Below are 24,895 nucleotides of genomic sequence, written 5' to 3' on the forward strand. Positions count from 1 at the left end.
CCATACAATAGTATACCTAATAAATTTTAGGCCATTATACCATCTATTTTGCCTTGACTACCTTCATAACCCCTTGCATAATTCGCCAATGGCCGGGAAAGGTGCAGATAAAAGGATAATCTCCTGGTTCTTCGGGAGCTGTAAATTTTAAGACAACCTTTTCTTCAGGGTTAATAATGGCGGTGGCATATAGTACTTCAGCCATGTCTGGAACATAATTTTTCTCTGCTCCATTGGGTTCCATAGCCAATTTATCGGCTGCCATACCTACTTTTTCCTTTTCACCGGCTTTGGTAATTACCAGGTTGTGCTGCATAAAATCCGTATTCTCAAAAACTAGCTCAACCGCCTTTCCCGCTTCTACCACAAATTCGGTTAGGTCGTATTTCATTTCGTTTTTAATAGTCTTGACATTAACAACAATGGCATGCGAATTACGGGACAAACTATTATCAGCACCTAATTCAACCTCATTTATATAGGTTTCCACCAATTGTTCCGCTAGCGACTTATCTGAAAAGAGGTTCTGTGCAGCCTTCGAGAAATCCAATTCAACTTCATATTTCCAATCCCCGGCCAACGAGACCTGATATTGGCCTGTCTTTAAAAACATTTGTTCTTTTTTGCCCCAGATCCCTCCGCCACCGCCAGTATCCTCTACCCGGACGGCTATGGAATTTTTACCAGCTTTCAAAATCCCTGATGGAATTTGATACACCCTATTGGCCCGATAATCCTTCTCGGTTCCCCCAACCAACGTACCATTGATATACACCTTGTCAGAATCATCAATGGGTCCTAAAGAAATAGTACCCGACTTACCAACTCTGTTGGATGGAACATCAACATTTTTGCGGAACCAAATTACACCATCCATCTGCAACCCAGCATCTTCTATAAGCTGTGGAAGGAGCATTGTTTCCCACTTGGAATCATCTAGCCCTACGGCTTGCCTTTGATCTTTAACCGAAGATCCTATTTCAAAATTAGGATTGGAAGCCATGAAGGCAGTGATAAATCCTTGATGATGCTTGCTACCGGCTACGTAAAGAGCCTTTGCCAACCAATCATCGGCCACAACTTGTTCGTTCTTACTCAACTCAAACAATCGACTCCCAATTTCAGCACTAGGCTCCCTTTCTGAAAAATATATAAGTGCTGCCAATTGCACCTGAGGATCCTGATCTGTCAACAAATTGGATTCCAATAGCAACGCATCTACAGTTTCATTTTTTGGCAAGATCTGAATGGCGGCTTTTCTAACCGCTCCTGATGGATGCTTTAAGGCGCTCTTCACCGCCTCCATAGCTTCGGCATTGGAAGAAACAACAGCAAGTCCATTAAGAGTCCATAAGGCATGCAAGGCGCCCGGGTTAAGCCCCAAAGCGTCCAATTCTGTGTTCTTAACCAATTTGATAAGATTTGGCACAATATCGGTATTTCCATTTTCAACCAATAAACGCTGGGCGGTCATTCTCCAAAACATATTATCATTGGAAAGGGCTTTTACCAAGCCTTTTGAATCGCCCTTATCCAAGGTAACGGATTTTTTGTCCTCACTATCTAGAGGAAAAATGCGCCAAATACGTCCCTTGGATTTATCACGTAAGGGATTTTCATAGGCATTCCCTAGTCCGTTCACAGCATCATAGCCCCCTCTATCTACATTGGGCGTGGGATTATGTTGAATGATAAAATTATACCAATCCAATACCCAAACTGCACCGTCCGGACCTACTTTCGCCTCCACCGGGGAAAACCATTCATCCGAACTAGCTATTAAATTGCCCCCATCCTTTTCCAAATACCCAGCACCATCTTTTTCAATTTTAGCAATATGCACTACCCCTCCCGTGGGTTCGCACACAAAGGCATACTTGTTCCAATACTGTTTTGGAAAGCTCCTGGCGGTGTAAAAATGGTGTCCTGCGGCAGCCGTAAAGCCTCCAAAAACATCAACTTGCCGAACGTTTTGGGTAATAGGCAACATGGCGTAATGGCCGTCTATTTTTACACTCCCCTTCAAGGAAATACCTGCCACATCTTTTAAGCTCTTATTGGGTATGCCCATAAAAACACTATGGGTATTATTGGCTGTGGAAGCAAAAATGGAATTATCCTCAGTTATCCCCAATCCCCAAGTATTGTTACTCGTATTGGTCAAAAATTCAAAATTGCCAAAGTCGCTATTGAAACGATATATTCCTTGACCAAATTCGAAGTTTTCACCCGAAATATTTCCATTAAATCCTGAATAACCCACTACACCATAGATATTGTTGTCTATACCACGCTGAAGGTTCGATGGCCCGGCGTGGGTATCGAATACACCCCATCCATCGATTACAACTTCCTTTACATCTGCCTTGTCATCTCCATCCGTATCCTTTAAAAATAAAAAATACGGTGCCTGGGAAACCAAAATACCCCCATTTACAAAAGTAAAACTGGTAGGGATATTTAATTTTTCGGCGAATACGGTAAACTTGTCCGCTTTGCCATCCCCATCGGTGTCTTCACATATTTTTATTCTGTCGTCTCCCGAGCCTTTATCGTCGCGCACCGTATTAGGATAGTCTACGGTCTCTATTACCCATAGCCTACCTTTTTCATCCCAATTCATAGCTATAGGGTTAATAATATTGGGTTCCGAAGCAAACAGCTCCAACTTAAACCCACTTGGGACCTGGATTAATTTTGCCGATTCCTCCGGCGTTAAAGGCATTTGATATTTAGGTGCAGGATCCCTTTTCTCATAATTGGGGATATTGGCCATTTCCTTATATTCCAGGGTTGGTATGTCTTTGGCAAATTCTTCCCAATTCTTTTTTACCCGGTCGGCCACTGCCCATAAAATACCCTCTTTTATGAGATTATGAAATCCGGGTTTACTCCAAGTTCGTTCATCATGTCCGTAAGCTGTATAGAATACCTTCCCTTTACCAAATTGCTTTACCCAAGTCCATGGTTCATGATGTTCCCCTTCCACCCTTTCCATCAAAACGGTAATATCACTGGCCAATTTATCATGAACATAGGTTTCGTCCCATGTGGAGAATTCTTCAAACTTTTGCATGATGGGGTGCGACTTATCAATAATTTTGGCCGTAAAAGTATCCTTGCCGTGGGTTTTAAATTGTCCACCCACAAGGTCCACATATTGTTCGGACTCGTTAAAACAAAAACTAGCACAATGAATAGGCACAAATGCATGGCCTGCTGCAACATAATCCAGCAAGGCTTTTTCCTGTTCTGGAAACCTATTTTCATGATTGGCGTAAATTATTACTCCATCATAAAGCGCTAAATTTTCTGGATTAAGGTCTTCCACCTCTTCCGTATAAGTAATGTTTATACCACTTTTGGTTAAGGCTGAGGCCAAAATAGGCATATATACCCGTGAATTATGGTGCTCTAAGGCATGCCCTAGGAACAACATTTCCACACGTCTTGGCTGGTCGTCTTTTTTTTTCTTTTCGAAAGAATTACAACCTGAAAGAGTAATGATAGTGATAAACAAACAAAAAATACGGGCCTGTATGGTTTTCATGATTTAGTTGTATTTATGTTCAACAATTATAACAATTAATACAGCACAAAGAATCCTCGATGTTATCTACAATTGACTGTATTATACCATTGAATATGAATTTTACTTATATTTATTGACAAATAACTACAAGATTGTAGATGTATAACTAGGATTGGCCACTATATTTATGAATAATTAAATCCTTGCCCATAAGTGAAATCTGCATTACAAAAATCGCCCATTCCCAATTCCCATGCCTTTGTGGCCAAATTGTTGAGACAGCCCAATTTTGACCCTATTTGGCATTTCCATCCGGAATATCAACTGTTTATGGTTTTAAAAGGTAGTGGCACCCGCTTTATTGGTGACCACGTAAAACATTTTAAGGAAGGGGATATCACCTTTACAGGACCAAATTTACCTCATATGTGGCGTAGCGATAATGAAGGGTACGCTGTTGAGGAAAATTTATGGTCCGAGGGAATCGTAGTTTACTTTCACGACGATTTCATTGGCCAGAGTCTATTGCAAAAGGAAGAAATGATCAAATTAAGGCAGTTATTCCAAAAGAGCTTGCGAGGCCTGGATGTTATGGGCAAAACCGCAGATACCATTCGTGTCATGATCAAAAACCTTATACATCTTGAAGGAATGGAAAGTGTTTTGGAATTGTTTAAAATTCTAAACTGCCTTGCCAATACCACCGAAAACACCATACTGGCCAGTCCTGGCTATACCAACTCTTTAAAGGAAGGGGATACGGAAAGGATGAATAATGTACACGCCTATGTGATGAAGAATTTCAAAGACAAGATAGAATTGGGCACGGTTGCCTCTTTGGCCAATATGACCCCTACCTCCTTTAGCAGATACTTTAAGATCCATGCCAATAAGACCTTTTCCGAATTTTTAAGTGAAATTAGAATTGGCCATGCCTGTAAATTACTGATCGAAAATAAAATGAATATTGGCGAGGCATGCTATGAGAGCGGATTTCAAACACTATCCAATTTCAACAAACAGTTCAAGGCAATTACCAAGAGAACCCCGTTGTCCTATAAAAAGGAGTATAGCTCATAAACAAACCTAGAACACAATGGCCGGTCGTGTTTTTTTGAATAAATAATTACTTTAATTAAAGTAATTTTGCGCTATGGTAAGAAACATTCAGCTCAGGACCACTTTATTGGAAGAATCGGTAGATGATATCCTAAGAAAGAAAGCTTCAAAATATTTGGGAATTCCCATGGAGGAAATTTCAACGGTAAACGTACTTAGGAAATCGATCGATGCCCGTAAATCCACCATTTACTTCAATTATAAGGTTTCGGTTTACATCAATGAACCTGCTCCTAAAAACAAGGAGTACAACTTTGATTACAAGGATGTTTCCAAAGCAAAAAAAATACATATCATAGGTTTTGGACCCGCCGGAATGTACGCCGCTCTGCGCTGTATCGAATTGGGATATAGGCCCATAGTCCTTGAAAGGGGCAAAAATGTAAAAGATCGTAGACGGGACCTAAAGGCCATCAATAGGGATCATATAGTAAATGAGGACTCCAATTATTGCTTTGGAGAAGGAGGTGCCGGTACTTATTCCGATGGCAAGTTGTACACCCGAAGTCTTAAAAGAGGAGATGTACGGCGAATTTTTGAAAATTTGGTCTTTCACGGCGCAACTGAACAAATACTTATAGACGCACACCCCCATATAGGCACCAACAAATTGCCCAAGCTAGTGCAAAACATAAGGGAAACCATTATTAAATATGGTGGTGAAATACACTTTCAAACCAAGGTGGTCGATTTCACCATTGCCAATAACGCCATAAAGGCCATTGTTTTGCAAGATGGTTCCGAAATGCCTGCTGACAGGATTATTTTGGCTACTGGGCATTCTGCAAGGGATATTTACTATTTATTGAACAACAAAAAAATTGCAATACAGGCCAAATCATTTGCCATGGGTGTCCGGGTAGAACACCCTCAACATATTATAGATAGTATTCAATACCACTGTAAAGGGCAACGCAACGAATTGCTACCAGCTGCTTCCTACAGTCTGGTAGAACAGGTGAAGGACAGGGGCGTATACTCGTTCTGTATGTGCCCTGGCGGATTTATTGTTCCCGCAGCAACATCGCCGGGAGAAGTAGTCGTCAACGGTATGTCCCCTTCCAAAAGAAATAACCTATTCGCCAATTCCGGTATAGTTGTGGAAATAAATGTAGATCTCGATATTCACAAATATGAGCACCATGGCGCATTGAAGGGCCTTGAATATCAAAAGGATTTGGAGCGATTGGCTTTTACTTCAGGTGGGCGGACACAAACTGCGCCTGCACAGCGACTTACCGACTTTGTGGAAGGCAAATTGTCCAACGATCTGAATCCAACCTCTTATCAACCAGGTTTAAAATCCGCTCCTCTGCATTCGCTTTTACCCAAACTGATTGGCAGCAGGCTGCGCTCGGGTTTTACCGCCTTTGGGGAAAAAATGAAGGGCTATTACACTTCGGAGGCCAATGTGGTGGGGGTGGAATCGAGGACCTCCTCCCCTGTTAATATTCCAAGAAATGAAAAATTGGAACATCCGGAAATAAAAGGACTTTTTCCCTGTGGGGAAGGTGGAGGTTACGCTGGGGGCATTGTATCGGCAGCTATGGACGGGGAACGATGTGCAGAGGCCGCTGCAGCTGGATTCTAAGGTCTATTTTTGCATTTAAACGGTTTATCCAAACTAATCCCCTACCTTTGCCGCTTATTTTACATACTACATGACATTCAAAGAATTAGGTATTATAGAGCCTATCCTAAAAGCCTTGACGGCTGAAGGCTATACAAATCCAACCCCAATACAAGAAAAATCCATACCCATATTACTAAAAGGAAAGGATCTATTGGGTTGCGCACAAACAGGAACCGGCAAAACGGCAGCATTTTCCATACCCATCATACAACAATTGGTGATGGATAGGGAAGCCAATCAACAACAGCGAAAAATAAGAACCTTGGTGGTAACTCCTACACGGGAGTTGGCCATACAGATCGGGGAAAATTTCACCTCATATTCACGATTCACAGGAATAAAAAACACCGTTATTTTCGGTGGTATTAAACAGGGAAGACAAACGGATGCCCTTAGAAAGGGTGTAGATGTACTTATTGCTACTCCCGGAAGGTTATTGGACCTAATGAACCAAGGCTTTATTTCTTTAAAGGATATTAAATATGCCGTATTGGACGAGGCCGATCAAATGTTGGACATGGGCTTTATCCATGATATTAAAAAGATAATTGCCAAACTACCGGAAAATCGACAATCCCTTTTCTTTTCCGCTACCATGCCACCTGCCATAGTGGAACTCTCAAAGAAAATATTGGGAGATTTTGAACGCGTTACCATAAAACCTCAGCAAGCCACAGCGGAAAAAGTAGAACAGGGCGTTTATTTTGTTACCAAAAAAAATAAACCCAGCCTCCTGATCCATCTTTTGGAAAAAGATCCAAATGATTCCGCCCTTGTTTTTTCCCGTACCAAGCACGGTGCCAACAAAATAGTAAAACAATTGGCCAAGGCCGATATAAAGGCAGATGCCATTCACGGCAATAAATCGCAGAATGCACGTCAAAAAGCTCTGGGCGATTTTAAAGATGGGGAATTAAAGGTCCTAATCGCAACCGATATTGCGGCTAGAGGAATAGACGTTGAAGAACTTTCATTGGTAATCAATTACGACCTGCCCAACGTTCCGGAAACTTATGTACACCGAATAGGTAGAACAGGAAGGGCAAGCGCCAGTGGGGTTGCACTATCATTTTGTGATGCTGAAGAACGACCTTACCTTAAGGATATTCAAAAATTAATTAACCAGCAGGTACCCGTTATTACGGACCACCCTTATGTGGATGATGGATCGGAAGAGATACCCTTGGAAGAGAAAAAACATCACAATAATAGACAAAAACAAAGGACTGGACACTCCAATCCTAGAGGCGGTAGAAATAACAACCGTAACAGAAACAGGAATAATAGACCAAAAAGGGATTGATTTTAAAAAAATCAGTTCCCTTTTTTCTTTTATTTTAATGATATATACCCCAAAGGATTAGTAGGTATTTAAAAAATTCAGGATATTTATTCTTTTAAAGGATTTACCCTTGAAGTCAAAAAATAAATATCTAATGAAAAACCTATTTACTACCGTACTGATGGGATTGGCCTTCCTTATAATTCCGGAAGCCTCATTTTCCCAAACCACCAATCTTATCAGTTTTAACATAAAATACGACAATACGTCTGATACGATCAATAATTGGAACAAACGTAAGGCCTCATTAGCAAAATTAATTCAGCACTATGATGCCGATATTATAGGTATTCAGGAAGGCCTGCACAATCAGGTGGATTATTTGAATAATGCCCTCAATGGTTATTCCTATGTGGGAGTGGGTCGGGACGATGGTCAGCAAAAAGGTGAATACTCGGCAATTTTCTACAATAGTGATAAATTCAAAGTGCTAAAAACGAATACCTTCTGGTTATCCGAAACCCCAGAGAAAGTATCGGTGGGTTGGGATGCCTCTTTGGAGAGAATCTGTACCTATGCCTTGTTTGAAAATGTTAGGACCAAAAAACAATTTTGGGTCTTTAACACCCATTTTGATCACAGGGGAAAGCAGGCCAGAGTAAATTCTGCCCAACTCATTTATAAAAATATTAAGGAAATAAACACTACCGACCTTCCCGTAATCCTAATGGGAGATCTAAATTTAACCCCTGACACCGAGCCTATACAATTCTTGAAAAAGAACCTGACAGATGCCTTGGAAATATCACAAAAACCTTTCTATGGACCAATAGGCACTTTTAATGGTTTTGATCAGGACAGAATTATGGAAAATAGAATAGACTATATCTTTGTAAATAATATAGACGTCCTGTCCTACACCCATATTGATGACAGAATGCCCAATAACATGCATATTTCGGACCATTTGCCCGTTTTGATGACCGTAAAGGATTAAATTGGGTCCATAACATTTGACTACTAAACACCTAAAAAATGTACACCCCATCCCATTACAGAAACGAAAACCTGGATGAAGTTCGGGAATTCCTTAAGCACAACAGTTTTGGCATTTTGATCAACCAGACCAATGGCCGCCCTTGGGCAACCCATATCCCTTTGGAATTGGATACAAATGCCGGAGGAGAGGATGTTTTGGTCGGTCATATCTCCAAGGCCAATCCCCAATGGAAATCTTTTGTGGATAACGAAGAAGTCTTAACCATTTTTAATGGTCCGCATAGCTACGTTTCCTCATCCTGGTATAAGGAGGAGGAAGTACCTACATGGAACTATATAGCGGTACATGTCTATGGTAAAATACAAATACTAAATGATGAGGCGGTCTTGGATTCCTTGCATAAATTAGTGGACAAATACGAAAAAGCATCCACCAACCCGATTTCGATCCATAATCTGTCCCATAAAACCATGAAACAAATTAAGGGCATTGTCGGGTTCCAAATCATTATATCTGACATACAAGCAACCTATAAGTTATCGCAAACAAGGCCAGAGGACCATCCAAAAATAATCGAGGAATTACAAAAGACCAATAATCCAGGTTCCCATGAAATTGCAAACATGATAAAACAAAAAAAATAATAGCAGAATAGTATTTAAAATTCTTATACACAATTAATATAGAAATGAATCTGGATAGAGAAAAACAACTTGCAGCCAAAGAAGCCGTAAAATTTGTTAAAAGTGGAATGACCGTTGGTTTGGGTACTGGTTCCACCGCAGCCCACATGGTGAAAGAACTAGGTAGTATGGTACAAAACGGACTAGAAATAGTTGGGGTACCTTCCTCTGAAAACACCAAAAAATTGGCAACGGAAATAGGGATACCCCTTACTACCTTGGAAGAAACCAATGCTATTGATGTTTATATTGATGGTGCCGATGAATTTGATCCCTATATGCAACTTATTAAAGGAGGGGGTGGCGCCCTATTAAGGGAGAAAATATTGACCTACAATTCCGATTTGGTCATCATCATTGCAGATTCCCAGAAAGAAGTAAAAAGGTTGGGCGATTTTAAACTGCCCGTGGAAACCATTCCTTTTGCTACCAAAAAAATTGAACGGTTGCTCCAAAAAATGGGGCTACAGCCAAAATTAAGAGTAAAGGATGGGGGAAATTTTGTCACCGATGAGGGTAACTTTATTTTGGACCTTAATATTGGACACGTTTCAAATATCCAATTATTGGAAAGCAACCTAAAGCAAATTCCGGGTATTGTGGAGACCGGCCTATTTTTAGATATGGCCGATATCATAATAATTGGTAAAGGAGAAACTACCATTACCCTAAAAAAGTAAGTCGACATCACCTTCCTATATAAAGGTGCTTGGCCATAAACAGGATCCATTATTTTCATGAACATAAAACCTATAATATTAAAATTATAGGTTTTATTATTATTTATGTGAAAGAAAGTATAAATCATTAACGCACCTTGCGTATTAATTTGGCCATATAAACATATTTCATATCCCTCAACGCTATGCCATCCTGCATTGCCTTGGTGGATGCCGGCGTTGCCCCCTCAGCCCAATTAATATTTTGGTTTAGGGCCTGCTTATAATCCTTGAACATACTTACAGTCATATGCGAAGCATAAGTATCACTTCCTATTGGAGAAATAAAGCGGATTAATCCCCAATTGGCTTTACCTCCAGAATCGACTGCCTTTTGGTGGATGGGCTGAAAGATTTCCATTTCTGCTTTTTCATAAGATTCATACTCCATTAAACCTACCTTCATCATATCCATTTGGGCTATTGTACCAATCGGCATATCAAAATCTCCCTTGGTTGTAGCTATTTCTTCTGAAAATATTCTTACCGCCAAATCCCTAGTAGTGGAGGAATGATTTAATTTTTTATTCAGATCGGCTTCGGACATGCCGGGATAGGCTGCTTTGGCCCTATCCATTAGATGTGCCCAACTGCTGCCATCCATCATCTTTACGGGATCGTTATAAACCGTTACCGTGAGATATTGGAAGTCTTGCATCTCGCCCCCTGGGCTAAGGGCCCAGAGATCCCAACCCATAATATCACCACCTTTAACGCGCTGGGCCTGAATTTTCTCCCAAAACTCTTCCGTTGCGCTATACTCCACCTCCTGCTCATTGTCTACATGCATAAACTCAAAAAGCAGATACAATTTTTCCTGGGCCACGACCGTATTGCCCACCATCAATAATGCGATAAAAATTAATAGATTTTTCATAATAATCAGGTGTTATGGATTAATAAAGTTCTTTTGGGATTATTAACACTGCATTAGAATAATACCCTAAAAGCGAATTTGGATATAAGGCTGGCTATAACCGTATATCTTATTATATTAATCAATAAATCCCAATATATGTAGAAGGACAGGACGAATGAAGGTTACTATTGTCCGTAGATAAACTTAAATTTACCGAAGTTTTGAATTAACTAAATTAAATAGTGTGCAAATGTTTCAGTAGATGTTCCTTAAAGGATTTACTAAGGGGAATTACTTTCCTGTTTATTTCCAAATGGTTATCCGCAACTACATCCAATTTGGAAATATTCACCATATAAGATCTGTGGACCCTAAGAAACATGTGATTTTTCATTTCATTCTCCACCGCCTTAAGGGTGGTACTCACCAAATAATTTCCGGTTGAAGTAACTATATTACTATAATTCCTATCCGCTTCTATATATAAAATATCATCCAGAAGCAGTTTTACCATTTTTCCATTATGCCTAACAAAAATTCGATCCAAAAGAACCTCCAAATCGTCAGACTCCACATTGGACCCCAAATCCTTATCCCTTATTTGATCTTCTACCAAGGCAATTGTCCGTTGCAGATTTAGACTATTAAATGGCTTTGAGATAAAAGCATGGGGGCGTGTAGCCTTGGCCTTGGTAAAAGTAGCCTCGTCGCTATTGGCCGTGAGATAAATAATGGGAATCCTTTTGTATTTCTGGATTTGTTTGGCTGCTTCAATTCCATTTATATTGCCCCTTAGGTTAATGTCCAACAAAATAATATCGGGACAATTGGTAGTAGCATGTAAAATTGCTTCCTCTCCCCTAGTTTCAATTCCCATTACCTCATAACCCAAATTGGAGAGTTGCACAGAAATATTGGCAGCGATGATCATATCATCCTCTACAATTAAAATGTGGGTCTTTTGTTCCATAATTATGCTGCTTTATGATATTGAAATTCAAAGGAAACAGAAGTTCCCTTTTCATGGTGAAGTACCATTTTGCCATCCAATTGTCTGGTTAAAAGTGATATCAATTGAGTGCCAAACCCTGTTCCATTTACCTTATTGCCATTTTGGTAACCTATACCATTGTCGGTAACTTTAAGCTCCAAATGAGCAGGCCCCTGCACAAGACCAATTGTAATTATTCCGTTTAGTTTTTTAGGAAAGGCATATTTCAAAGAATTTGTAATCAACTCGTTAACTATTAACCCTATAGGGGTTGCTATGTCTACATTTAGTTCTATCTCCTCCATGTCATAAACCATAACTATTTTTTGCCCTGCACCGTAGGATTGCAATACATAATCCCCTAAGATTTTGAAATAATTCTTCATCTCAATGCTTCCTAGATTCTTTCCCTGATACAAATTTTGATGGATCATACTCATACTCTGAATCCGATTTTGGATTTGGAGCATATTGTCCTTTATTTTGTTGTCCTCTATATGAGTAGATTGGAGCGAAAGCAAACTGGAGACAACCTCCAAGTTATTCTTTACCCGGTGATGGATTTCCTTTATAAGAAATTCTTTTTCCTGGTTTTGTTGCTGCAGTAGTTTATTCTTTCTGCGGTTAACTCTAATAGCTACAAAGCCCAAAATCAGGAGAAACAACAATAGTCCCGTGATAGTGGAAGTTAACATCTGGTTGCTTTTTTGCTTGCGGATGGTACCCTGTTGTAGAAGTATGGTGTCTTCCTTCTGGGCAACTTCAAATTCCGTTTGCAATAGGGCTATTCGTTGATCGGATTCTGCAGTAAAGATTTCCTTTTTTAGCCCATCATACTTGGAAAATGCCTTATAGGCCTCCATATAATCATGGTCCCCGGCGTAAGCCTTTCCCAAGGCTTCATACAACTGACTCAAATAGTATTCATCTCCGAATTCGGTGGTAGCCACATCCAGGGATTTCTGAAGACTTTCTATAGCATTTTTATATTTACCCTGAAGGTTTTGCAGTTTTCCAATAGAAAGCCAAGATCTCATCAACATAAAATCATTATCCAAGATGGTGGCGTACTTAACCGCATTGTTGCCGGCACTTTCCGCCTTCCTGTACTGGCCTAGATAGGCATAGAGATCTACAAGGGATATATAAACATCACTTAAATTATTATAGAATCCGTATCGCTCACCTATTGCCAAAGAATGTTCGTAATATTTCAGCGCTTCGTCATATCTATTAAGTTCCAAGAAATTGTTGGCCACCACATACAAGGTAAAATCATAATCCAGGTCAATTATTCCCCGTTCCTCAAAAATGACAATGGATTTAATCCCGTATTTTAAACCCTTATCATATTTTGCCTGTTTCCAAAAAATATTACTTAAGTCGCTATAAGCAAGGGCTATAGCCCTTTTATCGTTTAATTCCTCCCCTAATCCCAATGCTTCCATGGCATAATCGGCGGCCTTGTCCAGCTGCCCTCGACGTTCATAAACATAGCCCAATTGTGTATTTAAAAAAGGTAGATCTTTGGTAAGTACCTTTGCTTTTGCCTCTTCCAAAACTTCTTGGGCTTCATCCAGTTTTTCCATTCGCAATAGAATGGCACCTTGGGTAATTTGAAATCTGCCATGCCAAAGCATATCATCCTTTGCCAATGTACACTTCAACCCTTCCTCGGTGAAATTTAGGGCCTTTGTTAAATTACGGGTATGCCAATAATAGGCTAGATCATTCAGTATTTCGAACTGTAGGGCATCGGATGGAGCCTGTGCATAAAAATCTTCCAATTGTTGTAGATAGGAAACTCCAAAATTATCGGTATCAACAAATACCTTTTCATATGGAGTCTCTCGATCAAAGTCTATGAGTTGACCAAATAACAAAGGGCTGCAAAGAATACTGATGAAAATTGCTATGAAGTGCTGATTGCCCATTTTTTTTAAACAATGATATATCTTAAAAATCCGGGGAAGTTCAAGATACGATATTATTGGCATAAATCACAGGCTAAATAAAACTAGTTGTTCGGACATTAAAACACGGCCTCCGTCCTAATCAAATTGTTGATCAACATAAAAAACAATTAATTAGTTCAAAGTATGTAGTTATTTGAAAGTCATGAAATCACCAATGATGTTTTTAATTTTTATGGTTATAGGCTGTGTTTCATGTAAAAACAACAAGGCTCAAAAAGGCAATGAAAACCTGGAAATATCCAGTAACAACATAATGGTTGCGACAAAAAACAACCTTGAAACAACCATTAACGCCTATCTGAACCACAAGGGAGAAAAAGAAATTGATAGTCTGGTCACCGAAGATTATTTACGAAACATGAACGGAATACCCGTTGTTACCAATAAAGCAGAGCTAAAAGCAAGACTTAAGTTATACGGTAATGGATTTCCAGACTATAATATAACCTTGAACAACAGCATTGTTTGTAATAACCAAGGCTATGTTAACTGGATATTTACAGGGACCAATACCGGTGAATTTGCCGAAGTAATGGCCACCGGCAAAAAAGTAAGAATAAGCGGATTTTCACATTTCTATTTTAATGAGGAAGGCCGAATATACCAAGAGGATATGTTTTACAATGAACTGGAATTCTTGCAACAATTGGGGTACTCGTTGGAAGCCCCTATTCTAAAGTAGTTCAACATATAAACCACTCAGTAAAATTAAATGTCTAAACCATAAAACAACAAATATCATGAGAACACTAAGAAAAACCATTTTTATTGCCCTGGCAGCTACATTATTACCACTTACAAGCACAGCACAGGGCGAAAAAAACCAAGCGTACTACGTACATGAGGACCAAGTAAAACCTTCCATGATTCAAAAATACAACCAAGTATCCAAGGATTTTATGGAAGCATGTAAAAAACATAATCTACGGGACATGAGCTGGCAGGTAGGCTCTACCGACACCGGAAGGTATTTTAACATTTCCCCTATAGAAAATATGGCGGAACTGGATAAGAACGTTATGGCCCCCTTGGCTGAAAAAATGGGAGAGGAAGCTTTTAGAAATCTTTTTAAGCGGTATAATGAATGTTATGACAAACACGGGGATTACGTTATCTATCTGAACAAAGAGCTCACCTATATGCCAGAAGGAATCAGTACCACCACCGAGGGTCAGAACTACAGAAAATGGCATTTCTTAAATGTTACCCCAAGCAACATTCAGAATCTTAAGGGAAAGCTGAAGGAATTAAAAGCCCTTTATACTTCAAAAGGATCCAAGGAGTACTATCGCATATACCACAATGGGTTTGGTAATATGGGCGATTACTATCTCGCTGTGATTTCGGCCGTAGACGCTGAAGACTATGCCAAAAAATCCAAAGAAAATGAAGCCTTATTGGGGGAAGAAGGGAAAAAGCTTTTTGATGAAGTGTTCAGCTATGTCCAAAAATACGAAACGGAGAGCGGACAGATGCATCCCGATTTAGCCTATACACCTTCAAATTAAATTCATAAACAGGTAGGCGCTAGGTTTCAAAAAAAACCTCAGGGTAACAAGTAGTTTGCAGATTTTCAATTTGAATTAGCAATTTCGTAAAGAAAATAGACCAAACCATTACTACAGCCCCCCCTACCTGTTTTTAAAACAATTAAATAAGAGTAATAACCATTAAAAACAACAGTATGAGAACTATGAAATCAATTTTAGGAGCACTAATGATCGTTGCCCTGTTTATCCCTACTTTAGGATCTGCACAAGAAGGAAACTATTTCACGGTAACCACTTGGAAGCTAAGTATACCTGAAAATGGTACCCGGGCCGAGCTCAATGGACTTTTAAAAGAATTTACTGAAAAAATATCCTTCAAGAACGATAAGATCATCAGTGAACGGGTGCTACATCATATATCCGGGGCAGACTTACGGGATTTGGTCATCATTAGTGAACATGCCTCTTGGAACGACATTGATGCCGCTTCCAATATGCAAAATGAATTAATCAATAAAGCCTGGCCCAAGGAGGAAGATCGCAATGCCTTTTTTAAGTCCTGGAATAAATACGTGATTACCCATTCTGACGAGATATATCAAGAAAATCCGGAATTGACCAAAAAATAGTATTGGTTCAAAACCTGACGGGAGTTATAATCCCGTCAGGTACAAATAAAAAACTAAAGCGTCATGAAAAAATATATAATTATTGGGCTTGCAGTAGTTTTTATAACGGCCTGTCAAGAAAAGGCACCACAACGTTACACTCAAAATTCTCCTGAAATTAATACCGTAAAGAAATTGATAGGCAATTACAATAATAAAACCTATGACGCCAGTATCTATGCTGATACTTCAAAGACTTATTACAATGCCAAGGAAAACCCTTTGTCGCCGAAAGAGGTAATTGCCTACCACAAAGAAAGGGATATGGCCTATTCCAATAGAAGTTTCCTTGATAAGGACCAAGAATATGAAATGGTGCTCACTGATGATGGCGAAACATGGGTAAATTGTTGGTTGGACTGGCAAGGTACCCTTGCAGGAAATGATCAGGTAGTCAATATCCCTATCCACTTAACATATCGTTTCGCAGATGGCAAAATTGTTCGGGAAGTTGGGATGTGGGATCCCACCGCGATAATGCATGCCCTTCAGGAAATGGAGATGAAAAACAGCATGTCCGCCGATGAAAAAGCTATACAGACTACCATAGACAATGTCACCAAGGCTTGGAATGCAAATGACAAGGAATTAATGTACGCCAATTTGGCCAAAAATGTCACGAGAACGGCCAATGGGGTCACCATCGCCAAAAAACAATCCGATTACGGAGACTTTATGGATATCTACCACAACGCATTTCCTGATTTTAAGGTAAGCTTGGACAAAACGGTCATTGATGGCAATAAGGCCTATCTCAACTGGACATGTACCGGGACCAACAAAGGTGAATTCATGGGAAACCCGCCTACCAACAAAAAAATTAAAACCCATGGTTTTAGTGTTTGGATGTTCGACAAGGCAAACAAGGCCATTAGAGAGGATGCCTTTTATGACAATCTCGTAGTTTACGAACAGTTGGGGTATTCAATGCCCATGCCAAAATAAAAAACCCAGCAAAGCTAATAACACAATGAACCTTAAATGGAATTTAACAGTTGGTTTCTTAATAGTTGTCCTGACAACAAACTTAAGTTGCAAGGAAAAAATTATCAAAGAAAAAGCGGAGCTGCCAAAACACACTACAGAAAAGGAAATTCCCGAATATTTTCTACTCCGTCCTGAAGTAGAGAAGGCCTATGGCTACTCACATGCCGTAAAAATAGGGAACGAAATAAAGATTTCCGGAGCAGTGAGTATGGACGATGAAGGCAACCCGACCGCAATAGGTGATCTTGAACAGCAAATGAAAAATTGTTACTCCGATTTGGAAAAGGTTTTAGCGCACTATGGATGTACCTTTCAAGATGTAGTGGTAGAAAATGTTTTCACCACTAACATGCCCAAGTTTCTAGAAGTTGCCGCCTATAGAAATGAGATTTATAAAAATCAATATCCAACAGGTTCTTGGCTAGGCGTCAAGGAACTGGCACTTCCGGAATTTATGATCGAAATAGAATTGGAGGTTCATAAAGCGGAATAACATTAAGGTAAATCCATAAAATCATGATTAAACCAACTATGCTTTAAGCCTGTATTGTATTCTAAAACCAAATGGTTACTTCGGTACCTATTATTAACGACCCCTAGTATAAAGCCATTAAAAATCGGTATACCGTTTTGGAACCAATTATATTGTCGATGCAAATAACCCTATAAAACAAATCTTAAATCCCAATATTATTCATGATTTAAAAACAAAGTACTAAATTGAAAGAGATTGCATTACCCTCCCCCATAGAATAAAATATAAAATCCACAATTGAATCCACTAGAATAGAAAAATAACAAATTTTAAATGGTTTATTATTGGTTGCATCTATTATATATTTTTATAGGTTCCAAATTATTCTGGAAGGAAGTTGATCTTACTTCAAATCAAACAAGAAAACGAAGGGTAAGCATTTTAGATTGCGACACCTTCAGGTATATGTCCAATGCCAAGTACGCTTATTATATGGACTTCATTCGATTTGAAAAAATGTTTCGGTCAAAACTATTTGATAATACTGTAAAAAAAGGGATGTATGCTGTTTTAGGGTCTCAAAAAATCATCTATAAAAAACCTTTACAAATGTGGTCAACATTCACAATCACCCTTATCCTGGAAGGATGGGATGACAAATGGGTATATCACAGTCAGGTTTTTGAACAAAATAACCAAGTGTGTGCCATTGGCTATACAAAAGCCGCTTTTTGGAAAGGCAAGAAAGCACAGGATTTAGAGATGATATTTAAAAATTGTGGTGTTACAATTAATGAAATGAAAATTTCAGAAGAAATACAGGACATATTTAATAGTGATTACCAACTTTTAAAAAATACAACTGACATATTAACCTAAATACTATGCATCATGGAAACAACAACACAGGTTACAGTAGATCCCTCAAAAATTATGCAGGTCGGTACCGGATTTTTCGGCACAAAGACCTTGCTCACGGCAGTGAATATGGAACTATTTACCGTTTTGGCCAAACGGGAATTATCTGGCAAGGATATTCAATCCGTACTAGGTTTACATTCGCGAAGTCTTTATGATTTTTTGGATGCATTGGTAGCCATGGACTTTTTAAAAAGAAAAGGAATAAAGGAAAGTGCCCTTTACAGCAATGCAGAGGATACCAATTTCTTTCTGGACAAGAACAAACCAAGTTATATGGGGGGTATGCTGGAAATGTGCAACAACCGTCTGTACCCCTTTTGGAATGATTTGGAGGATGGGTTAAAAACAGGGTTGCCGCAAAATGAAACTAAAAATGGCGGGAAACCCATTTTTGAAGCGGTCTATGCAGATCCTAAGAAACTACGGGAATTTGTTGGAGCTATGGCCGGGGTACAAATGGGAAATTTTATAGAATTTGCCAAAGTATTTAATTTTTCGAATTACAAAACCCTGTGCGATATTGGTGGGGCGGGAGGATTTTTAGCGGCTCACGTAGCCATGAACAATCAACATATGCAATGTACATCCATGGATCTGCCCCAGGTAGAACCAATTGCAAAGGAAAACGTCCGGAATATGGGTTTACAGGATAAGGTGAAAATTACCTCAGGGGATTTCTTTTCGGATGATTTTCCAAAATCGGACATAATTACCATGGGTAACATTTTACATGACTGGGGTACCAAGGATAAAAAGACCCTTATAAAAAAAGCATATAATGCCCTACCTAAAGGTGGTGCCTTTGTCGTCATCGAAAATATTATAGATAATGACAGAAGTAAAAATGCCTTTGGACTTTTAATGTCCTTGAATATGCTAATTGAGACAGAAGAAGGCTATGATTTCTCCTTTTCAGATTTTGACAAAATTGTCAAGGAAGCCGGATTTAAATCAACTTCAATAATGCCATTGAAAGGACCAACAAGTGCGGCGATAGCCATAAAATAAAAACATGCTGTAATTATGAGAACGGTATTTTTATTCACCAACATTTTTTTGGCTTGTTTAGTTTCCTGTGCGGAAAATCAACAATCAAAATTGGAAACGGAGCCTACATCCACCTATATGGATTACTCCAACAGCGAAGATCAATTTACAGGCGGTATTAATATGATACCAATCACTACACCCAAAGGTACTTTTAAGGTATGGACCAAACGGGTAGGTAACAATCCAAAAATGAAAGTTTTATTGCTTCATGGCGGTCCAGGGGGTACACACGAATTTTTTGAATGTTTTGATGGTTATTTGCCGAAGGAAGAAATTGAATATATTTATTATGACCAACTGGATTCCTATTATAGCGACAAGCCCAATGACTCCACTCTTTGGACTACAGAACATTTTGTTGAGGAGGTGGAACAAGTTAGAAAAGCCCTAAACCTAAATAAAGATAACTTTTATCTTCTTGGGCAATCTTGGGGCGGTATCTTGGGAATGGAATATGCCTTAAAATATCAGGATAATTTAAAAGGACTTATTATTTCCAATATGATGGCCAGCATCCCAGAATATGAGAAGTATGCCGCTGAAGTTCTAGGTCCACAATTGCCCCCTGATGTCTATAAGGAAATCAAGGCTATGGAGGCGAATAATGATTTTGAAAATCCCAAATATTCGGAACTCGTAACACAAAATTACTATACGGAACACTTTTTAAGATTGCCTGTGGATAAATGGCCAGAATCCATTAATAGGGCCATGGCCCACCTCAACCCCAATATTTATGTTTTTATGCAAGGATATAGTGAATTTGGGGTAACTGGAAATGCATCCCTAAAGGGTTGGGATGTCTCCGAGAGATTAAAGACAATTACAGTTCCTACCTTGGTTATAGGTGCTACCCATGATACCATGGATCCAAAATACATGGAATGGATGTCCAATGAATTGCCCACGGGTCGATTTTTGCTATGCCCAAATGGCAGCCATTTATCGCAATACGATGACCAAAAGACCTATTTCAATGGATTGATAAGATTCATTAAAGATGTTGACGACAATAATTTTTAATTAAAAAGAACCGTCATGAATAATTTCAATTCTTCAATAGAGGCTTTTCTCTATTGGGAAAAGGAAACACCAAGTTACCCGTTCTTGATTCAGAATTTTGAGAGCCATCAAAAGACCATCTCATATTCCGATGCCGGGATTGAAATGAGAAAATTAGCCTCTTATTTATTAAAATTAGGTCTTCCTGAAAAAAGTCATATTGCCTTGCTGTCCAAAAATTGCCCCCACTGGATTATGGCAGATTTAGCCATATCCATGGCAGGATTTATTTCCATTCCAATTTATCCCACCTTAACTTCTGAAGGGATAAACCAAATTTTAACACATAGTGAATCCAAAGCAATCATTGTTGGCAAATTGGATGATTTTGAATCTCAGAAAGAAGGCATTCCCAATATTCCCATTATCAGTGTTAAAACATTTGGAGGAAATACAGGTAAATCTTGGGAAGACATTATGAACCAGGAATTGGAGTTGATGGATTTGAATAGACCTAAAACTGAAGACCTTCGAACTATTATTTACACCTCCGGAACTACGGGACAACCTAAAGGAGTAATGCATACTTCAGGGAATTTCACCAATAGTTCAACTACATTTACACAGGTTATAAATCTCCCAAAAAATCCCAAATTTTTTTCTTATTTGCCCTTGGCACATGTTGCGGAACGTGCTTTTTGTAATGGAATACTTTTTTATGGCGGCCAGATAACCTTTCCTTATTCCTTGGAAACATTCGCCGGGAACTTAGAAAAATTACAACCGGATATTTTCTTTGGCGTACCTAGAATTTGGACCAAATTTCAAGAAAAAATTTTGGAAAGCCTTCCACAAAGGAAATTGTCCTTACTATTATCCATCCCATTCGTAAACAAATCAGTAAAGAAAAAAATCCAGACCAAATTGGGATTGTCCAACGCATCATTCATTGCCTCGGCGGCTGCACCCATTGCTAGCAGTTTGGTTAAATGGTATAATACTATTGGTATCACCATTCAACAAGCCTATGGTATGACGGAAGATTGTTGTATTTCACATGCCAATTTATCCAATCAAAGTAAAATAGGTACTGTAGGCAAAGCATTGGAAGGGGTGAAAATTAAATTTTCTGAGGAAGGTGAAATTTTAATTTTAAATAACTGTCTTTTTAAAGGTTATTTTAAAGAACCAGAGATAACAGCAACAGTTTTTGATGAAGAAGGATATTTTAAAACCGGGGATATTGGCGAATACGACCATGAAGGTTATTTAACCATCACCGGCAGGGTAAAAGATCAATTTAAAACCGATAAAGGTAAATACATATCCCCTGCCCCCATTGAACTGCAAATTTCAAAAAATACGGACATTGAACAGATCTGCGTTGTTGGCACCGGTATACCTCAGCCTATAGCTTTAGTGACGGTCTCATCCTTAGGGAAGTCCAAATCTAAAGATGATCTAAGCAAAAGTTTGTATCAATCTATTTTGGAAATTAATCCAAGTCTGCAAAAACATGAGAAAATAGCCAAAGTGGTAGTAATGCAAGAGGAATGGAATGTAGCTAATGGATTCTCCACTCCGTCGTTAAAAATAAAAAGGAACAGTTTGGAAAGGGTATTCCAGCCCTTATATAAAACTTGGTTCGAAGCCGAGCAAAATGTGATTTTTAAATCATAACAACACCCCTGTTCAATATCTAAAAACTATGAAAGCAGAACGAATCCTAGAAAATACAATAATTGAAAAATATGACCGCCTTTATATTTAGCTTGGTTTAGCTGAAGCCATGTATTGAACACAACACTTAATCTATGCAACCAAAAACCAACCGAATAGAATCCATTGACATATTAAGAGGTTTGGTGATGGTTATTATGGCCTTGGATCATGTTCGCGATTATTTTAACTATGGTTCATTTTTTATTGACCCTACCGATGTGGAAACCACAACACCCATTTTGTTCTTTACGCGTTTTATTACTCATTACTGTGCCCCGGTATTTGTTTTTCTTGCCGGAACTTCCGCTTTTCTATACGGAAGAAACAAGACAAGACCACAGCTCTTCAAATTCCTGCTCACTAGGGGCATTTGGTTGATTTTTATGGAAATTGTGGTCAACAACTTAATCTGGACCTTTGACCTTACTTACAGTTTTCCCATACTCCAAGTTATTTGGGCCATAGGCTTTAGTATGATATGTTTATCATTTCTTATCTATTTACCAAAAAAAATTATCCTTGTTATTGGTTTGGTTATTATTGTGGGACATAATCTTTTGGACGGTGTTGTAATGCAGGGGAACAGTCTGCAATCTATAATCTGGTATCTTTTGCACCAGAACCACGCCTTGGTAATCGGCCCCGATAAAATGATTTTGTTTCATTACCCTGTTATCCCTTGGATTGGATTGATGGCATTGGGGTATTGCTTGGGACAGCTTTACATAAAAGGCTTTGATGCAAAACTAAGACGGACATGGCTGTTGCGCATGGGCTTAGGAGCCTTGACCCTATTCTTTGTAATCCGGGGGTTGAATGTCTACGGGGATTTGGTGCCATGGACCCTTGAGGACACCAATACTAAAACAATTATTTCCTTTTTTAACGTTACCAAGTACCCTCCTTCCTTGGCATTTGTTCTTATTACCATTGGTCCGGCCCTTCTTTTCCTATATGCCATAGAAAATGTAAAAAACTCTATTTCCAATTTCTTTATGGTCTTTGGGCGAGTTCCCTTCTTCTATTATTTTCTACATGTACTTGTAATTCATCTTGTGGCTATAATTGGAATTCTAATTTTTGGCGGCAATTGGAAAGACATGATATTAACTGCCGATGTATTTATGAATGAAACATTGGCTACCTATGGATATCCCCTTTGGATCACCTATATGGTTTGGATCGGGATAATACTTGCCCTCTATCCCCTATGCAAAAAATACATGATTTATAAGGCAAACAATCGGGATAAATGGTGGTTGAGCTATTTATAAGGAAGATTTGTTGCCCATCTTCATATGAACCATATGACCTATAATTCTTATACCCCAACAAAAACTTTTTTCTTTTGGGAAGTATATACCCAAAAAGCAATAGTAATGGTCAAGGTTATTAGTGTACCTCCTATATAAGAAATTTCGTTTGGCAATTGGAAACCTTCCGGGGCAATTAAAATATAGGTACTACACACCATTGTCATAAAAATTGCCGGCAAAAGGGTAACCCAATATGCCTTGTTTTCATAGATTAGATAGGCAGTTATAGTCCAAAGTACGATCATGGCCAGGGTTTGGTTGCTCCATGCAAAATAACGCCATATAATTCCAAAATCGATCTGAGTCAGTATAAAGGCAATGACAAACAAAGGCAAACTTATAAGTAGCCTGTTCACTATTTTCTTTTGGTTGGACTTAAATATATCGGATAGTATTAAACGTGCAGACCTGAAAGCGGTATCGCCAGATGTAATGGGTGCAGCCACAATTCCCAATAAAGCCAGTACTCCCCCTATTTGGCCCAACATGTTAAGCGATATTTCGTTGGCCGCCCAAGCTGCATTGTTGTTATTGGCTATCATAGCACCGTTTAAACCTTCTACATTGCCAAAAAACGTCATAGCAGCCGCAGCCCATATCAAGGCTACGATGCCCTCTGTGACCATAGTACCGTAAAATATCTTTCTCCCTAGAGTTTCGTTCTTCATACAGCGCGCCATTAGTGGGGATTGGGTTGCATGGAAACCGGAAATAGCACCACATGCAATGGTTATAAAAAGAATAGGAAACAAGGGTGTTGCCTCTGGATCGCTGGTCATATTTCTTAAATTCCCTGGTACCAATTCGGGAATATTATAGTCTCCAAAAAAAAGTGCAAATAGCAGTCCTATTGCCATTAGCAACATAGCCACTCCGAATATTGGGTAGAGCTTGCTTATTAATTTATCTATAGGCAATAAAGTAGACAGAATATAGTAAACCAAAATAATGGCTACCCAAATCCAAACATTCCACATATTCCCTGTCATACCATCTATTATTTTCGCCGGACCTACCAAAAAGACGGTCCCAACAAATATTAAAAGCACTACCGAGAAAAGACGCATAAACTGTTTTGCAGTAGGTCCAAGGTATATCCCGACCACTTCACTAATGCTCAATCCATCGTGTCTTATAGACAACATTCCTGAAAAATAGTCATGAACTGCCCCTGCAAATATGCTTCCTAAAACGATCCACAAAAAGGCCGCTGGTCCAAACATGGCTCCTGCGATAGCGCCAAAAATTGGCCCCAAGCCTGCTATATTCAAAAATTGGATCAGAAAAACCTTCCAAGTGGGCAATGTCATAAAATCTACATCATCCCTAAGCCTAATGGCCGGGGTTTCCCTATCCTTATCCACGCCAAATATCCGTTCCATAAACTTGCCGTAGGTAAAATAACCTAGTATTAAAACTCCAATTGATAATAAAAATGATATCATCTAAAAAATTTTATAATTTTAATTT

21 protein-coding genes are annotated in these 24,895 nt (G+C 38.9%); 16 read left to right on the top strand and 5 right to left on the bottom strand.

Annotated features, from left to right (window positions below; all coding sequences use genetic code 11):
* Positions 1 to 43 precede the first annotated feature (43 nt).
* Entirely contained in the window at positions 44 to 3,550 is a 3,507-nt protein-coding gene (locus tag KO529_RS08530; protein ID WP_215947493.1) for a PVC-type heme-binding CxxCH protein, read from the bottom strand.
* Between the two features lie 195 nt (positions 3,551 to 3,745).
* Here KO529_RS08530 and KO529_RS08535 point away from each other — a divergent pair, with 195 nt between their 5' ends.
* The 6 genes from KO529_RS08535 (at position 3,746) to rpiA (ending at position 9,929) form a co-directional block, all read left to right on the top strand.
* Positions 3,746 to 4,612, top strand: coding sequence for an AraC family transcriptional regulator (locus KO529_RS08535; protein ID WP_215947494.1), 867 nt, complete (start codon positions 3,746 to 3,748; stop codon positions 4,610 to 4,612).
* Between the two features lie 73 nt (positions 4,613 to 4,685).
* A complete protein-coding gene (locus tag KO529_RS08540; protein WP_215947495.1) occupies positions 4,686 to 6,242 on the top strand; it encodes an NAD(P)/FAD-dependent oxidoreductase in 1,557 nt (518 codons plus the stop codon).
* Between the two features lie 70 nt (positions 6,243 to 6,312).
* Entirely contained in the window at positions 6,313 to 7,587 is a 1,275-nt protein-coding gene (locus tag KO529_RS08545; protein ID WP_215947496.1) for a DEAD/DEAH box helicase, read from the top strand.
* Positions 7,588 to 7,720: 133 nt separating this feature from the next.
* Positions 7,721 to 8,563, top strand: coding sequence for an endonuclease/exonuclease/phosphatase family protein (locus tag KO529_RS08550; protein ID WP_252734351.1), 843 nt, complete (start codon positions 7,721 to 7,723; stop codon positions 8,561 to 8,563).
* Between the two features lie 38 nt (positions 8,564 to 8,601).
* Entirely contained in the window at positions 8,602 to 9,210 is a 609-nt protein-coding gene (locus KO529_RS08555) for an FMN-binding negative transcriptional regulator (RefSeq protein WP_215947497.1), read from the top strand.
* Positions 9,211 to 9,254: 44 nt separating this feature from the next.
* Positions 9,255 to 9,929, top strand: coding sequence for a ribose-5-phosphate isomerase RpiA (gene rpiA / locus KO529_RS08560; protein ID WP_215947498.1), 675 nt, complete (start codon positions 9,255 to 9,257; stop codon positions 9,927 to 9,929).
* A 127-nt stretch (positions 9,930 to 10,056) separates the two neighbouring features.
* Here the strand turns inward: rpiA and KO529_RS08565 are convergent, their stop codons facing one another.
* From KO529_RS08565 to KO529_RS08575, 3 genes are all read right to left on the bottom strand, one after another.
* Entirely contained in the window at positions 10,057 to 10,845 is a 789-nt protein-coding gene (locus tag KO529_RS08565) for a hypothetical protein (RefSeq protein ID WP_215947499.1), read from the bottom strand.
* A gap of 217 nt (positions 10,846 to 11,062) precedes the next feature.
* The gene (locus KO529_RS08570; protein ID WP_215947500.1) at positions 11,063 to 11,797 is read right to left on the bottom strand and encodes a LytR/AlgR family response regulator transcription factor; all 735 of its coding nucleotides are present in this window, start codon (positions 11,795 to 11,797) and stop codon (positions 11,063 to 11,065) included.
* Positions 11,798 to 11,799: 2 nt separating this feature from the next.
* Positions 11,800 to 13,752, bottom strand: coding sequence for a tetratricopeptide repeat-containing sensor histidine kinase (locus KO529_RS08575; RefSeq protein ID WP_215947501.1), 1,953 nt, complete (start codon positions 13,750 to 13,752; stop codon positions 11,800 to 11,802).
* A gap of 184 nt (positions 13,753 to 13,936) precedes the next feature.
* Between KO529_RS08575 and KO529_RS08580 the strand changes: the two genes are divergently transcribed.
* From KO529_RS08580 to KO529_RS08625, 10 genes are all read left to right on the top strand, one after another.
* Entirely contained in the window at positions 13,937 to 14,476 is a 540-nt protein-coding gene (locus tag KO529_RS08580) for an ester cyclase (RefSeq protein WP_215947502.1), read from the top strand.
* 58 nt (positions 14,477 to 14,534) lie between these two features.
* On the top strand, positions 14,535 to 15,302 hold the full coding sequence (locus KO529_RS08585; protein WP_215947503.1) for a hypothetical protein: 768 nt from the start codon (positions 14,535 to 14,537) through the stop codon (positions 15,300 to 15,302).
* A 176-nt stretch (positions 15,303 to 15,478) separates the two neighbouring features.
* Positions 15,479 to 15,913 carry a hypothetical protein gene (locus KO529_RS08590; RefSeq protein ID WP_215947504.1) on the top strand — a complete coding sequence of 145 codons (435 nt, stop codon included), beginning with the start codon at positions 15,479 to 15,481 and terminating at the stop codon, positions 15,911 to 15,913.
* Between the two features lie 63 nt (positions 15,914 to 15,976).
* The gene (locus tag KO529_RS08595; protein ID WP_215947505.1) at positions 15,977 to 16,897 is read left to right on the top strand and encodes an ester cyclase; all 921 of its coding nucleotides are present in this window, start codon (positions 15,977 to 15,979) and stop codon (positions 16,895 to 16,897) included.
* 25 nt (positions 16,898 to 16,922) lie between these two features.
* A complete protein-coding gene (locus KO529_RS08600; protein ID WP_215947506.1) occupies positions 16,923 to 17,432 on the top strand; it encodes a RidA family protein in 510 nt (169 codons plus the stop codon).
* 315 nt (positions 17,433 to 17,747) lie between these two features.
* Positions 17,748 to 18,293: an acyl-CoA thioesterase gene (locus tag KO529_RS08605; RefSeq protein ID WP_289847758.1), complete on the top strand. Its 546-nt coding sequence runs from the start codon at positions 17,748 to 17,750 to the stop codon at positions 18,291 to 18,293.
* A 12-nt stretch (positions 18,294 to 18,305) separates the two neighbouring features.
* On the top strand, positions 18,306 to 19,343 hold the full coding sequence (locus tag KO529_RS08610) for a methyltransferase (RefSeq protein WP_215947508.1): 1,038 nt from the start codon (positions 18,306 to 18,308) through the stop codon (positions 19,341 to 19,343).
* Between the two features lie 15 nt (positions 19,344 to 19,358).
* On the top strand, positions 19,359 to 20,408 hold the full coding sequence (locus tag KO529_RS08615) for a proline iminopeptidase-family hydrolase (protein ID WP_215947509.1): 1,050 nt from the start codon (positions 19,359 to 19,361) through the stop codon (positions 20,406 to 20,408).
* 15 nt (positions 20,409 to 20,423) lie between these two features.
* Positions 20,424 to 22,067: an AMP-binding protein gene (locus tag KO529_RS08620; protein WP_215947510.1), complete on the top strand. Its 1,644-nt coding sequence runs from the start codon at positions 20,424 to 20,426 to the stop codon at positions 22,065 to 22,067.
* Positions 22,068 to 22,201: 134 nt separating this feature from the next.
* A complete protein-coding gene (locus KO529_RS08625; protein ID WP_215947511.1) occupies positions 22,202 to 23,383 on the top strand; it encodes a DUF1624 domain-containing protein in 1,182 nt (393 codons plus the stop codon).
* Positions 23,384 to 23,430: 47 nt separating this feature from the next.
* Here the strand turns inward: KO529_RS08625 and KO529_RS08630 are convergent, their stop codons facing one another.
* On the bottom strand, positions 23,431 to 24,870 hold the full coding sequence (locus tag KO529_RS08630; protein WP_215947512.1) for a carbon starvation CstA family protein: 1,440 nt from the start codon (positions 24,868 to 24,870) through the stop codon (positions 23,431 to 23,433).
* Between the last annotated feature and the right edge of the window lie 25 nt (positions 24,871 to 24,895).

It is taken from the genome of Arenibacter algicola (assembly GCF_018860365.1).
Classification (GTDB): domain Bacteria; phylum Bacteroidota; class Bacteroidia; order Flavobacteriales; family Flavobacteriaceae; genus Arenibacter; species Arenibacter algicola_B.